Below are 15,147 nucleotides of genomic sequence, written 5' to 3'. Positions count from 1 at the left end.
CAGCAAAATGCTTAATGCATATTGCAATTGTTCACAAAAAGGTATATACTGGATATATATAATGCGAAATATCAGCAAAGTTGGCGACGCAAAGCTTAAGGGCCTGCACTTTGGCAACCAGCTGCGCCCGCCAAGGAAGGCCCTGCAAAATGTAGGGCTGTTTTTGTATATAAACACGAGGGGAGCGTTTATAGATTATAATTCCATTGCGGAGGCCACAGAGAAATGGGGCACACACGACGACATGTGCATGTGCTCTATAGCAAGGGCCGTATTCCCGGCCTTGAATCTCTCGGCAAGGTCTGGGTCATCCCAAAGTGATTAGAAGCCGAAAGATGGGCGGAGATACACCCAAATAGATGAGCCTCTTTGCCCCGAAATAAAAGTCTTAGGATGCAGAAAAACACAAGACAATCATACGGGATTAACTTTAGGAATAAGCTGATACTTGGCGATCTTTTTAAGCGCTCAGCTCTCTCAAAAAGGAGTCTCAAAAGGCAGGGGAATTTTTATGTTTGTAAAGAATGCAAAACTATGCTTCATTGATTTGTTTGCGGGGGCCGGAGGTCTCTCTGAAGGATTTATTCAGTCCGGATTCAATCCGATTGCACACATTGAAATGAATGCCATAGCATGCAGAACACTTGAAACAAGAAGTTGTTATTATTACTTGAAGAACAAAGGTAATCTGAATGTTTATTATGATTACCTACGCGGTTATATGACACGGGTGGAGTTTTTGGACCATATACCCGAGAATGTACTAAAGGCTGTCATGTGCGTTGAGATATCAGAGCGTACGATGAAGGATATTTTTAACAGAATTGATGGGATCCTTGATGAAAATGATTCTACTCAAGTTGATGTTATTGTCGGTGGCCCCCCATGCCAAGCATACTCTCTAGTGGGAAGGGCTCAAAGTAGCCGTATGGAAACACCTATGGAGCAGGATCCAAGAAACAACCTGTATTTATTGTACTCCCGCTTTTTAGAACGGTATAAGCCAACCATGTTTGTTTTTGAAAATGTCATGGGCATTGAAAGTGCTAACGGTGGGCGGACATGGACGAGCCTTCAATTTGAACTCAAGCGGGTTGGATATGACATTCAATGCCACGAGCAAAACGCACGTGACTTTGGGGTAATGCAAAATCGACGCAGAATGATTATTATCGGATGGAGGCGTGGGAGCGGTTTACACTATCCCAAGTTTAAGTCCGTTGAGATTAATGGAACTGTGTACGACTTGTTACAAGACCTCCCAAAAATGACTCCTGGTCAGGAGAGGAAACATTACCGAACTACCCGATACAGTAATTATATTCGAGACAATGCTATAAGAACTCCAGACGATGTATTGACTCTTCATCAAAGTCGACCACACATTGAACGTGACATTATGATCTATAAAAGGGCTATTGAACTTTGGGAAGATCGTCGTCAACGATTAAACTATAACCAGCTACCAGATGAACTAAAAACACACCGTAATAGGACCTCTTTCACGGACAGGTATAAGGTCGTGGGTGGTGATCTGGATAGTTGCCACACTATTCTGGCCCATCTATCTAAGGACGGACATTACTTTATTCATCCGGATATCCACCAGCATCGTTCCATTACAGTTCGTGAAGCTGCAAGAATACAGTCTTTTCCTGACAATTATTTTTTTGAAGGCTCCCGCACAGCTCAGTTCGTTCAAGTAGGAAATGCAGTACCTCCATTGATGGCAAAGGTTATAGCTGAAGAGATATATAAGCAACTCTGCAAGGCAGACAGAAATGTCTAGACATAAGTCTCCTGTTGATTCATTGAAGTTCCTACGCTGCCCTTTGGGGCTTTGACCTACTACAAGATCGGTTTGTTAAAAGCTTTCACTTTTTAGGGCGGATTGAAGATCGTGTAAAGGCATCAGTATACCAGCGTCCGAGTTACAAGCAATCAAATCAGGTGCTGAAAATTTAGGAGGGATACCAATGCTTGAATGGCATGAGTATGTGGAGCAATTGCTGCTAAGGGAGAGCGCATTTGATGGCATCAGCTTGTCATTTGACGGGGATCCAAAAATCACCGGTGTTCCTCCAATTATAAAATCAAGCATCCTGATGCTTGATAAAATGATTCAACATCAAGGGCAATACAACATAATGGTTTTCCCGGAAAGAGTGCAGTCAATCTTTATTTTTACCCTAATGAAACTGCTGCATAATATTGCCCAAGGCAAAATTGAAAAGACGTATGGTCTTTCCAATTTCCAATCTGGGGAAAAATTGAAGTTGGGCAATGCGGTGGTGGAATTTCTTGGTCTTGAAGAACGTGATGGGAAGACTTGTCTAAAAATACGACTCGCTGATTTGATTAGCAGTGCGCCCATCGAGTTTTTTCCGCTTTTTCAACGCACAAGTACACAGCGCAGATTAAGCAAGTATAAGCGATTTGTTGCAGCCAAGGGAAAAGTAGAGAGTCAGATTACGCATGTTTCACCTAATAGACAACTACTGGATGACCTCGCCGACTACAGGACTCATATGAACAGCTCCATCTTCAATATGACTTCAATTATCCGTGCGAAAGAGACGTTTGCTGGCTGCCGCCTTGGCGGAAAAAAGATCAACGATCTTCTCCTCATTGGGCAGGTTGATTACAACGGTTCCATCCAAAATGTTGGGGCGGGCCAGATGGCTGGTATCCCTTCAATCGTATTGGCTCCTGATATGTATTCTATTGTAGCAGCTTCTGAAAATGAACATCCTGTCCAGTCGATTATTATTGATGCGTCTGATTCGAATAGCATTGTGACGCAGGTAGATGCATTGGATGATTTGATGCGGGTGAACGTTCCTATTACCTGTGTCACCGATGTTGTGAACTCTTTCGATTTGCAGCCTTTTGAAATGCGGGGATTCAATATTTGGAGATGGGACGAAACGAGTATTACGCCGAAGTTGTACGATGTCTCCCCTCTGCCCATGGATCGAAAAATTAGAAACTGCTCGACTCGACAGGTTGAGTATCTGGAAGTTGACGGGCCTGAAATAAGTGATGCAATCCGCAGACTTGCCTCCCGCAGAAACGAATCAAAAGGACAGTCTGCTCAGTTGATGCGAATAATCGACAGCTTGAATGCGCTTGCCTTTGCTGCACTTCGGGAGACTATCCCATTTGAGAGTAGTGAGATCGAAAGAGCAGGTCTTCTACTTGACGACTCTCTTCAGACGTTAACATCCGAAAAGCCATTTCTGGCACCCGGGACATATGAGGACTACAAGGAAGCCATCACCTGTTTGAAAAAAATATATTCTCCCGATTACCGTCTTCTTAAACAGGAGGCTTTATCGGATCATCTGCAGGTTGAAAACTATAAAGATGTTTGCATCGTTGTGCCGGAAAGGTCCGAAAAAGAGCACGTTCGGAGTTATTGGCAGGAATTGTGCAGCCAGAATGATTTGCACACCATGGTCCATGTGCTACACCCTGCAGAATATTATTCTGCAAGCTGTACAGCATTTTCAGCAACAGTTGTCGTCGGATGGCTAAAACGTGCGATTATGAGGAAGATTTTGTACAGTTTCAACACGCCACGATACATTGTCCTGCTGTATGACTATGAATACCGTTGGAAAAGTTATGGGATGGCTAAATGGAATACAGCGTTAAAAAGCTCCGACAATAAAGCAATAATTACCCGCTCTTTCAGCAATGATCAGGTTAGTATTTCCACCCGTCGTTTTGTGGCAAGTTACAACCCAAAGTCCGTAGAGCCTACCGAAATCGATGAACTCAGTGAAATTGAGCTCGTTTTACGTGAAAACAAGTTCAGGCAATATGCCGCCAACAGCGGTATGAAATCCATGGAGGGAACAGCTGAGGTGATACCTGTAAACTATGTGGGCGGGTTTCTGGCATTCTACAAGACAGGGCACAAGGTTATTTCTGCAACAGGAGTTATCATGCAGGATGCAGAAAAAATTGATTCTATTTTACCGGATAAACTTCGTGTCGGAGATTTTGTTGTAGTTCGAGAGGCGGATCGCGACCTCATCAAAGAAATGGCTGATATTATGCTGTCCAATAGTGGAAAGCCCGGACTTCGAGAGCTAGCAACAAAATGGAAAGAAGCACTTGAGATTGAGCAGCAGTCATCGACGCCAGAAGAGATTTACCAGAAGCTTGTGGATGCCGGATGTACGAAAGAATACCCGACGGTACGCGGTTGGCTGATGGATGAAGACGTCATTGCGCCGCAACAAAAGCAGGATCTCCAGCACATAGCTGCTATAACAGAAAACAGCGTGATAAACGGACTTATAGATCAGATATTTGATGCTGCAAGGGAAGTTAGATCTGCACATGTACAGGCCGGGCGAGCCCTATCTATGCTGTTGCGAAGCAGGATTGTGGAAGCCCTAGAAAAATATGGAGAGATTAACCCATCTAATATTTGGGAGCCGATTGAGATGGCCATCGAGGGAATTGGACTGGTCAAGGTTCTAAAGATTATTGATGTAGGTTCGCCGATTGTCGTTGGAGTCTCTGATACCAACCGCTTGATTGAAGAATAGGAGGCAGAATATGGCTATAATGATTCCTTCGGTAATCTCTCCGGAAGTAAAAAGTTCTGCAGAACGTCGGGTATTTAAATGGTTTCAGAATTCACCTCAGACCGATAATTGGATTGTCCTGCACTCATTGGGAATCTCTACGCACAACAAAGTCATCTACGGGGAAATTGATTTTTTCATTCTAGTCCCTCGGATGGGACTGTTCGCTCTTGAGGTCAAAGGTGGCCGAGTAAGACGTGAAAACGGGATATGGCTTTTTACCAATAAGTATGGAGAGACGAACTCAAAGGTGCGCGGCCCGTTTGACCAGGCAAAAGATGGTGTCTTCAGTATTGTGTCTGCCCTGAAAAAGCGGCTCAATAGCGACCATCGTTATCTCTCAAATGTGTTTTTTGGCTTTGGCGTCATGTTCCCGGATATAGAATATGAAGCAGCAGGCATAGATGAAGAACAATGGCAAGTCTTTGATTCCCGTGACGCGAATCATGTAAAGAGTTTTATTGAACGGTTGGCAGATGGAGCGCGCCGGAAATGGGAAAGTGTATATGGCAACTTTGATGAATCAAGGCTTCCAACAGCTGAAGACGTTCGTTATCTAGCATCACTTCTTAGAGGGGACTTTGATTATGCTATTTCCATGATTGCTCAGCTTCGCACTGCGGACGAAGCATTAGTTACTCTTACAAAAGAGCAGTACCGTTGTCTGGATCAGCTTGACGATAATCCCCGTTGCCTGATTCATGGGCCGGCGGGAACAGGGAAAACTCTTCTGGCTGTTGAGGAAGTCAAGAAATCCGCTGCAAAGGGTGAGCAAACAGCGCTGTTCTGCTTTAACTCGAATCTTGCTGAATGGCTGAAAAGCTATTTCGATGATATGCCGGAAACCTTGCGCCCAAAGTACGTAGGGACATTACATAAATTTATGATCCAGACTGTCAAAGAGCGTGGTGTCAGCCTACAAACTCCTCAAGGAAAGGTTGGAGTACAGGAATTCTATCAAAAGGATCTGCCTCGTGCTACACTGAAAGCTCTGTGCAAAGCTGAAGAGCATTTTGATAAGATTGTTATTGATGAGGCTCAGGATCTGATTTGTGTCGACTATCTGAGTGTCATTAATGCTTGCCTGCGAAAAGGCATAGTACGGGGGCACTGGACCATGTTTGGTGACTTTTCCATGCAGGCTATTTACGCAAATGGACAATCTGGTGCGAAAATGAAGGAACTCTTGGAAGACTATACTTCTTTTAGCCGCTTTAGGCTGACTCTTAATTGTAGGAACACAAAGCCGATTTGTGAAGAAATCCAAACAGTAACCGGTTTTGAAGCTCCTACCGGATTGTGGACAAAGGTGGATGGCCCCCCAGTTGACTATATCACTTATACCTCTTCTGAAGACCAGCGGGATAAGTTAGCTGATTTGCTAAATCAACTGACAGATATGAGCATTGAGCCCGGGCGTATTACTATCCTCTCCCCACACAGAAGGGAGAATTCGGTTGTCTCTCTTCTTAACAGATTTGACATCAGGGACTTCAGTATCAAAGAGAATAACAGCATTACTTTTTGTACCATCCAGGCCTATAAAGGCTTGGAGAATACCGTGGTTATTTTGACTGATATCGAGGACTTTAGCATGGATAAGCTAATGTACGTTGGGTTGAGCAGGGCGAGATCCGGGTTGTACATTATGCAGTCTAAGCCAGCTTCCAAAGAGTATCTGACCTTATTACAAAGGAGGCTTTTTCGTGAGTGATAACAGACGTAATCAATTGCTTAGTTTTGTCGAGCGCGAACTTATTGGCCCGGATCCTATAGATTGGGAAGGCCTTACGCAGGATAATGGTGAAGAAGTTCTTATGACTGACCCGCCACGTACTCGCTATATTGCAGGAGTACTATTTCCTCATAAGACAACTGATAGTGATGCCGAAACGCGGGAAGAAGAAGGAATAGAAGCCGGAGGAGACGATCGTGAAGATCCCGGAGAGCCTGATTCTTGGACTAAAGGGTCGGGAGATGGCACAGAGTATCTTGAGGATGCCGAAGAGCTGATTAATCGTTCCAATGCATATAGACAGTCGGCAATCAGCCTAACCGCTGCTCTCAAAAAGAATGATACAATTCACATTGAGGTCTCTGCAGGCGTATATACTACTTTGAAATTGGCCGATAAGGTTACTGGTAATGATATTGTTCGATACCCTCGAAGGGCAATCTTCTGGAATAATGAGGGAAAACCCATTGATTTACCATCACCCCAGGACGGCATAGTCAAAATACCTTCAGGCACACGGGGACTGCAATTTGACATGACGTACCGCTACAACAGAGGTGATTACTCCATTTATACTTTCACCTTGGAAAACACAAACAGGAACGATGGAAATGCCGTAAAGGACGACGATTGTTTCTTTCAGGTGAAGTTTAAACTCTACTCGGAGCTGGGATTTTGCCCGCTACCCAATAGTCAGCGTATCAATACACAGGACAATGATTATGACTCAAACCAACTGCTCTATCGCAACGTACACAATTATGCTATCGGGCATGGATGTGCGGCCGATTGGGACGAATCGGCTGAAAAAGTATCCTGGATTTCATCCGCTGTGTTCCCCTCATACGAGATAAAGCCTATTGTTCCGAGCACTATTCCCGGTGTAACACTTGATATGCGTGGAATGAGTCCCCATGGTGACTTCGAGGATACAGTCCGCGAACTGGAACTCATGTGCACCGAGTACGGGAAGTGGATTAACCGTCTCGAGATCGAAAAGTCAAAGCTGGAGGGCAGATATGTCCGCACGGCCGAAAGGCATATTGAAAACTGCAAATCCTGCCTAAACCGTATGCGCAGCGGAGTGAAGCTCTTGGAAGAAAACAAGTTGATTCGCACGGCTTTTCAGCACATGAATCTCGCCATGCTCATGCAGCAGTTGCACTATAATCTTCCTCTGCAAAAATGGGAGGATGACGGAGTTCGAGATATTCGCCTTGTAGATCCTATAAAAACCTTGCCTTCTGTGACCGATAAAAACACGTGGTATGGAGAAAAGGATAAATACGGTAAATGGAGGCCATTTCAGCTCGCGTTTATTCTAATGAATTTACATTCTATGTATGACCGCAGCTGCGATGAACGCGAGATTGTTGATTTAATCTGGTTTCCCACCGGCGGAGGAAAAACCGAGGCCTATCTTGGGCTGTCGGCCTATGCGATTTTTATCAGAAGGCTTATGGACAAGAATGATTCCGGAACGGCCATCCTGATGAGATATACGTTGCGATTATTGACAGCACAACAGTACGAACGTGCAGCTGCTATGATTTGCGCCTGCGACCTGATTCGGAGAGATCACGAAGATTTGTATGGGAAGGCGAGGATCAGTATTGGATTATGGGTTGGTGGCACGACGACCCCTAACAAAATGGATGATGCCGTGAAGAAATACAATAAAATGAAAAACAGTGGCGGCAGCAACCCTTTTGTCGTGCTCAAATGCCCTTGGTGCGGTGCGCAAATGGGAGTTGTTGAGCGAAAGCATGGTATCTATGAGACTCCTGGATATAGAAAAGCCAGAGGACAACAAGGCAAATACAGGATCATTTTTCAGTGCAGAAATACAGAAAATGCTTGTGATTTCTCTACAGGCAGCTATGCTCTTCCTATGTATGTTATAGATGATAGCATTTATGAATCCACACCCACATTGCTTTTGGGGACTGTGGATAAGTTTGCTATGCTCCCTTTTCGTCCTCAGGCACAGGGCCTCTTTGGATATAAGGACGGGATAAAGGTGACATCTCCTGACCTTATCATTCAGGACGAGCTGCATCTGATTGCAGGCCCGTTAGGCTCTATGGTTGGTCATTATGAGACATTGATAAGCGAGTTGTGCACAACAAGAGCGAACGGCAGGGAAATTCGTCCGAAGGTGATCGCCTCTACGGCTACAATCAGTCGTGCAAAGGAGCAGTGTCATTCACTGTATGGTTGTGGGACCAGTAAGGTATTCCAGTTCCCTCCTTCCGGCCTTGATGCAGGGAATTCCTTTTTTGCTAAGGAAGATCGGAAGCAAAATGGTCGTCAATATGTTGGAATCTTGGCCACTGGCTCCCCCTCGGACACCACGACGGCCATACGTCTGTTTTCGGCTTTGTTGTATGGTGCCAAAGCAATGGATGTTGGCGACGAAACCCACAGAGATCCTTATTGGACCAACGTGGGCTACTTCAACAGTATTCGCGAGCTCGGACAAGCCGCCACCTGGATTCGCGCAGACATCGATCAGCATCTTGACGTGATGTACAAGCGCAGATATTACAATAAGCGGTACTCCAAAGAGGAATATAATAAGCGTAGGAGATACATTTATTGCGACGAAGAACTGACCAGTCGGATCGCTGGAGATAAAGTTACAGCCAGCCTAGCGAATCTGAACACTCGATACCCGGCAGAGCTTGATGAAAACGGAAAGGTCAGAGAACATCCTATTGACATCTGTCTGGCAACCAACATGATTTCTGTTGGCCTAGATGTTCCGAGATTAGGTCTAATGACGGTTGCAGGTCAGCCAAAGACCACGTCTGAATATATACAGGCGACCAGCCGCGTAGGCCGAAATCCTGCAAAAGCTCCAGGTATTGTGTTTGTCCTGTATCGTCCAGGCAGGCCGAGAGATAAATCACACTATGAGCATTTTAAGGGATATCATTCTCGTGTATATTGCAATGTAGAGCCGACCAGTGTTACCCCATTCTCTGCTCCGGTTCGGGAGCGGGCCCTCCATGCAATAATGATTGGTATGATGCGATTGAAGGGCGATGCAGCTTTCAATGCTGACCCTCCACACCTGCCAGATGAGGCTCTTTACAATCATATACGCCAAGTTATTGAAAACCGAATCGAGGCTATTGACCCTGACGAGTTGGAAGCCACTCTTACACAAATGGAACACATCATCCAGCGTTGGGAGGATTGGAATCCTCAGAAATGGGAGCCAGAGCGTAACAGGGACTGGTCTTATGGTAATGTTGTGCCGTTGATGTATTTTGCTGGAGGTCACAGGAATGAAGCTTGGGGGCAACGTGGTATGGAAACCCCGTCATCCATGCGCAGTGTAGATGCATCTTGCGAAGCAGATGTGCTCGCCAACCGATATACGACAAAGGAGGACTAGAAATGGCATATTCAAACAGACCTATTCGGCGAAGTGCCTTAATTGGTCCGTGGGGAGTAGGTGCCATTGTCCCATTCCCAAACGATGAGTCGTTGATGATTGCCGGACTTGATATGTGGCGATATAATAACATTCATCCTTTCCTTATTGAGGATGAGCGTTTGCAAAAAAGACTTGGCGTAAAAGAGTTGCGCTGGCCACCAGATTTCAGAGAACACAACGCAGATCCGGAAAATTGTCACCTTAAGATACCTGCTGTTAGATTCCCAACTTGGCATTATTGCCCCTTTTGTGGAACCATGCGCAAAACCACCTACTATGAACCACACCCAGAATGTGATGGTCACCAATGGCCGAATGGTAGAAAATGTAACCCGAAGTACAGGAAGAAAAAGCTGGTGCCAGAACGTTTTGTAGTAGTATGTCCCGAGGGGCATATTGATGATTTTCCCGTGGCCGAATGGCTGCACAATGGAGAGGATCATCCATATAGCCCGGACACCTGCAAAATCCGCAGGAGTACAGGCGGCACGTCAGCTGCCCTCACAGGTGTGTTTTACGAGTGTTCTTGTGGAGCCAGAAAGTCCATTGCCGGCGCAACCCGCCCAGGCGCCCTTCAAAGAATTGCTTACATATGTAAAGGTGCAAAACCTTGGCTCGGTATTGAGGGTGATGATGAACACATTTGCGGCAATGAAGATATAAAAGTTCTTCTGAGAGGTGCTACAAATGTCTGGTTCGCAGATAATCGCAGCTCCATTCATATCCCAACGGACGATGAATCGACCAGCCGTAAGGTTGTTGGTATTCTTGATTTGCATTATAACAAGCTGAGAACCCATCGGGTCAATGGAGAATGGAATCGTGAGATAATAAATTACCTTGCCGACAACTTCGGAATTGAGCGCGATACTCTTTATATGGCTTTCCTTAATCGTGAAGCAAACATCAAAGGTATATCAGATGTTACTGAAGAGACGTCAGAAGACGAGTACCGCCTTGCGGAGTATAAAGTACTAATCAAGGATAGCGGAAGCGATGCGCAGGACTTTCACTCGAAAAATTATCCCATTGACCGCTACAATCCGATAATAAGGAGATATTTTAAGAGCATATCACTGGTGCCGAAACTTCGTGAAACACGTGCATTTGTTGGATTCTCCCGATTGGAACCAAATGATGCTGCTGTGTCCGAAAGGAAAAAATTGCTTCGAACCGGTAGCGAGAATTGGTTACCAGCTATTGAAATATACGGCGAAGGTATCTTCTTCGAATTTAATGTGGAGGAGCTACAGCGATGGGCGCAAAAAAGAAATGTACGGGAACGTATTGAAACATTGAATCGCGCACACAAAGAATCCAATTTCGGGCAAAGAGCCGAAGGTAATCTTCGCCCTGAATTTGTATTAATTCATACCTTTGCACATTTGCTAGTTAATCAATTTAGCTTTGACTGCGGGTATGGGAGCTCAGCGCTTCGCGAACGTATCTATTGCGAGAAGACGCACAATGAACACAAAATGTATGGGGTATTAATTTATACGGCTTCTGGTGATTCTGAAGGATCGCTTGGCGGCTTGGTTCGTCAGGGCGAGACTGGTCGTATCGAGGATACCATAGTTGATGCTGTGAAAAATGCGCAGTGGTGCACGTCTGACCCCATTTGTATTCAGTCTGCTGGGCAGGGGCCAGAATCATGTAATCTTGCTGCTTGTCACAATTGTTCTTTGCTCCCGGAAACCTGCTGCGAATCTGGTAACCGTCTGTTAGATCGAGGCGTAGTTGTTGGAACGCTTAAAGATAAAGACATAGGCTTCTTTAAAGAAATCTGCAATCAGTGAGGTAGAGGTATGCTTGTAGTTTTATCGCAAAGAATTGAGTTTTAATTAGAGTGCGCAGACAAGCTGTTCAAGAGATACCACTATCCGTCCTCACTATCGTAATCGAACAGGCTTATAAATCTTGAGTGGTTTTAGCGACATACTCAACCAGATTCGGCTTCAAATTCCTGACCCCACCCCTAGGATCCTCAACATCCCCCTCGAACCTCGGAATCACATGAACGTGCAAATGGAATATCGTTTGCCCACCGGCATGTCCCACATTTACCCCGATGTTATAGCCATCGGGGTTATATTTTTTGTCCAGAATCTCTTTAACCTCGGCAACCAATTCATTTATAGCCGCCAGCTCTTCCGGAGTAGCACCAAAATAATCAACCACATGCCGCTTGGGCGTTATCAGAACATGGCCCTCGTTTACCGGAAACTTGTCATAAAAAGCCCTGGCCAGATCGTTCTCGCAAAGCAGCTCTGTCTCCGGCAGCTTGCAGAAAATACATTCCTTCATTTAATCATCCTCCCGGTAACGTTTGCGGAAATAATCAATCCGCTTATACTCCAGAATATCTTGCACGTGCTCAGCCAGCGCCGGCGATAAATAATCCTCCAGCTCGGAATCCAGATAGAAAGTCCGGTTTATCTCGTCGTAGTTAAAGAACTTGCCTTTGGACAGGAAGTGAACCGGATTTTTCCGGGCCAGTTTCGTAAATTGCTCTTGGCTCCACTTTGGCCAATTCCGATTGCTCTTATCCTGCAAATCCTTTTGGTGCAGTTTCTTATTCACATAGAAATCCATGAACCGTTTACCAACCTCGTCCATACTGACCTGTTTTCTAATTGTCCCGCCCTGCAGCAGAGCACCGATGGTAGGCAACTTATAGGCCTTGGACATTGACGTCTTCTCGATATTTATCAAAAACTTCTCTGCTTCGGTATCAATCCATGCTTGCTCAATAGAACTTAAATCCTCAACACTGTTGAGAAAAGCCAACCAACCTTGTTTAAGGAATTCTCGCATCGGTATGTCAGAACCCAGGTAGACATCCACCCTCGTAGGCCGCCTGCCCAGTTCATCTTTAATCCGGTAATAATCATCACGCATGCGTTGAGCGAGCGGGTCCCGTTTGACCATCTCCCGGAAAAGATCCAGAACACGGAAATCAAACTGCACATGACATTCTGCTGGATACTCCTGCTCCTGGGGCCGTCTTCTGCGCCCGCTTTCATCCTGGGGATTCTCCCCCGCCAACAGGGCAGGAATATAATGGGCACGTTTGTAATTGCCAATGAAGTCCAAGACAGTCAGATAGTCCTTGCCGTCATACTTCCGTAACCCCCGTCCCAGTTGCTGCAGAAAGACTACAAAAGACTCTGTCGGTCGCAAAAACAGGACGGTATCCAGAGCAGGGATATCAACGCCTTCATTAAATATATCTACAGCAAATATCACCTTTATCTTCCCATCTTCCAGCGCCTTCACAGCTTGTTTGCGTTCAAGCGTATATTCCGTATCCTCCCCGCTGTGGACAGCATAGGCAGCAATCCCCTGTTCCTGAAAATATCTAGCCATGTATTCTGCATGGGCAATACTGGCGCAGAAACCCAGGGTCTTTTGGCCAGCCAGAGCCTTATATTTCTCCAACACCAAATTGGCCCTTTCTTTTTGGGACAGCTCTTTCTCCAGCTCTTCTACTACATACTGACCGTTTCTGACAGCAATTCCCGAATAGTCGGTGGCATCATAAATGCCGTAGTATCGAAACGGTACCAGCATGTCCCTGTTGATGGCATCTTTAAGGTACAGTTCATAAACAACATTGTCATCGCAGAGAGCGAAAATGTCCCGGTTGTCAGTTCGGTAAGGTGTGGCAGTAAGCCCCAGCAGAAACTCAGGCTTAAAATGCTCTATTATCCGCACATAACTGTCAGCTGCGGCATGATGGAATTCATCAACAACCATGTAATCAAAGTAATCCGGTGGGAAGTTGAGCAGATGATTCTCCCTGCCCAAGGTCTGGACCGTAGCCAAGCAAACATCCATACGCTCGTCTTTTTGGGTACCCGTGTAATAGCCGATGTGTGCATTTGGTCTAACAGTTCTGTAGGTGGCTTCGGTTTGGCGTAGAATTTCTTCCCTGTGAGCCACAAACAAAACCCGTTTAAACTTCTCTGAGTCGAATGCACTAAGATAGGTTTTACCCACCCCGGTGGCAGCCACAACAAGTCCCTTGTCAATTCCCTCTTCTCGGGCTCGGTTCAGGTGGTATAAAGCCTCTACCTGGGCACCAAAGGGCTCTGGGGCCTCAGGTAAAGCAGTAGGAGACTCAACTACTACTAATCTCGGCTTCCGCCAGTTCAAGGAGTATGCGGTCAACTCTTTAGCTGTTGCGGGGACAGAGCGGTTGGCAAACATATCATCAAATGTTCTGCTAAAAATCTCATAGTCTTCAGGAGCGATGCTCTTTTTAAACCGGTAATTCCATTCCACACCTGTTGTCAGCGCGGAGTGGGATATGTTCGATGACCCAATTATAATTTCGCTGTCATCGTCGTAATCGAACAAATAAGCTTTGGGGTGGAAAGACCGAACCTTCTCATCGAAGAAACGGATTTCTACATTGTTACCCAGCACATTATACAAGTGGTATATTGCTGAGGGCTCAGTGATGCTCATATACTTGCCAGTGAGAATCTGGATGGGTACACCCCTCTGGGCTGCTTCTGCCAGATAGCTTGCCAACAATTTGGATCCAGACTCCATTAAGAACGCGACAATAAAGCGGATGCGCCTTGCCCGCCTGATGGAATCACTCAGATGCAAAATAAGGTGGTCATCAAGACCAACGATGGAGTTACGCACTAAACCACCCCTATCAATTTTAAACCAAACCCGTGACATAGTAAGATAATTCTACATTTTGCCTGAATATCCTTTCATTTCCCAAAATCTCTGTAGCAAAAACTGCCTGCAGCACGGCAAATAAAAAGGTGCCACCTCCCTCCCCCGGAGTCGGCACCTTCGCTGCTTAAGGACTGGCATAATCTCTTAACTTACGCCTCAGTGTAAAGTAAGATGGCTCTGATGAAATGTCGATATAATCCAGAAAGGCTTTATACTTTTCGCGGATTTGCTCAATCCGCGCCATATCCCCCGGGTTCAGTTCGCCGCTGCCATTATAAAACCCCGTCATAGCACTATCAACGGCCTGTATAGTGTCATCTGTTAGAATTATTGCCTCATGAGAAACGGGCTTAAAGAACCATACTCCTGAGAAAATACCACTTTCGGACAAAACTTGATGATTGGAAAACGCATATGTTCTGGCATCAGTCAAATACCATACAGCACTATGAAGACTTCCTGCCTCAACCATTCGGATTGCATTTGATAGTTGAGCATATGCACCTTGACTATTGAGGACAAAACGCCTCTGAACATTATCGGTTACACGGTAGAACTGAATTGAATAAACAATCGAAAGCACCATGACAGCTACCAAGGCGACCATAAATAACCTTTTCAGTACTGCACCCAATTTCCCTGACATCCCTATACCCCCTCATACC

The 15,147-nt window shown here is 45.5% G+C and carries 8 protein-coding genes; 5 read left to right on the top strand and 3 right to left on the bottom strand.

Annotated elements, in window-relative coordinates; all coding sequences use genetic code 11:
• Positions 1 to 511: 511 nt before the first annotated feature.
• The 5 genes from FH749_04350 (at position 512) to FH749_04330 (ending at position 11,580) form a co-directional block, all read left to right on the top strand.
• Positions 512 to 1,789, top strand: a complete 1,278-nt coding sequence (locus tag FH749_04350) for a DNA cytosine methyltransferase (GenBank protein ID MTI94709.1) — start codon at positions 512 to 514, stop codon at positions 1,787 to 1,789.
• A gap of 187 nt (positions 1,790 to 1,976) precedes the next feature.
• Positions 1,977 to 4,562: a hypothetical protein gene (locus FH749_04345; GenBank protein ID MTI94708.1), complete on the top strand. Its 2,586-nt coding sequence runs from the start codon at positions 1,977 to 1,979 to the stop codon at positions 4,560 to 4,562.
• A gap of 10 nt (positions 4,563 to 4,572) precedes the next feature.
• Positions 4,573 to 6,315 (top strand): DUF2075 domain-containing protein, encoded by a 1,743-nt coding sequence (locus FH749_04340; GenBank protein MTI94707.1) that lies wholly within the window; start codon positions 4,573 to 4,575, stop codon positions 6,313 to 6,315.
• Positions 6,308 to 9,739 carry a hypothetical protein gene (locus FH749_04335; GenBank protein ID MTI94706.1) on the top strand — a complete coding sequence of 1,144 codons (3,432 nt, stop codon included), beginning with the start codon at positions 6,308 to 6,310 and terminating at the stop codon, positions 9,737 to 9,739. The genes FH749_04340 and FH749_04335 overlap by 8 nt, the downstream gene beginning before the upstream one ends.
• Before the next feature lie 2 nt (positions 9,740 to 9,741).
• Positions 9,742 to 11,580, top strand: coding sequence for a DUF1998 domain-containing protein (locus FH749_04330; GenBank protein MTI94705.1), 1,839 nt, complete (start codon positions 9,742 to 9,744; stop codon positions 11,578 to 11,580).
• A gap of 112 nt (positions 11,581 to 11,692) precedes the next feature.
• Here the strand turns inward: FH749_04330 and FH749_04325 are convergent, their stop codons facing one another.
• The 3 genes from FH749_04325 to FH749_04315 form a co-directional block, all read right to left on the bottom strand.
• Positions 11,693 to 12,088 carry an HIT family protein gene (locus FH749_04325; protein ID MTI94704.1) on the bottom strand — a complete coding sequence of 132 codons (396 nt, stop codon included), beginning with the start codon at positions 12,086 to 12,088 and terminating at the stop codon, positions 11,693 to 11,695.
• On the bottom strand, positions 12,089 to 14,479 hold the full coding sequence (locus FH749_04320) for a restriction endonuclease subunit R (GenBank protein ID MTI94703.1): 2,391 nt from the start codon (positions 14,477 to 14,479) through the stop codon (positions 12,089 to 12,091).
• A gap of 127 nt (positions 14,480 to 14,606) precedes the next feature.
• Complete coding sequence (locus tag FH749_04315) at positions 14,607 to 15,128, bottom strand: hypothetical protein (protein MTI94702.1); 522 nt, start codon at positions 15,126 to 15,128, stop codon at positions 14,607 to 14,609.
• Positions 15,129 to 15,147: the final 19 nt, after the last annotated feature.

Source organism: Bacillota bacterium, assembly GCA_009711825.1.
Taxonomy (GTDB): Bacteria; Bacillota; Proteinivoracia; order UBA4975; family VEMY01; genus VEMY01.
The sequence above is the reverse complement of the archived record's forward strand: the minus strand, read 5'-3'. Positions and strand labels throughout refer to the sequence as shown.

Bases quoted from the DNA above. Each gene is read 5' to 3' on its own strand.
- FH749_04340 (MTI94707.1), top strand. From the start codon at position 4,573: ATGGCTATAATGATTCCTTCGGTAATCTCTCCGGAAGTAAAAAGTTCT.
- FH749_04350 (MTI94709.1), top strand. From the start codon at position 512: ATGTTTGTAAAGAATGCAAAACTATGCTTCATTGATTTGTTTGCGGGG.
- FH749_04325 (MTI94704.1), bottom strand. From the start codon at position 12,088: ATGAAGGAATGTATTTTCTGCAAGCTGCCGGAGACAGAGCTGCTTTGC.
- FH749_04320 (MTI94703.1), bottom strand. From the start codon at position 14,479: ATGTCACGGGTTTGGTTTAAAATTGATAGGGGTGGTTTAGTGCGTAAC.
- FH749_04315 (MTI94702.1), bottom strand. From the start codon at position 15,128: ATGTCAGGGAAATTGGGTGCAGTACTGAAAAGGTTATTTATGGTCGCC.
- FH749_04345 (MTI94708.1), top strand. From the start codon at position 1,977: ATGCTTGAATGGCATGAGTATGTGGAGCAATTGCTGCTAAGGGAGAGC.
- FH749_04330 (MTI94705.1), top strand. From the start codon at position 9,742: ATGGCATATTCAAACAGACCTATTCGGCGAAGTGCCTTAATTGGTCCG.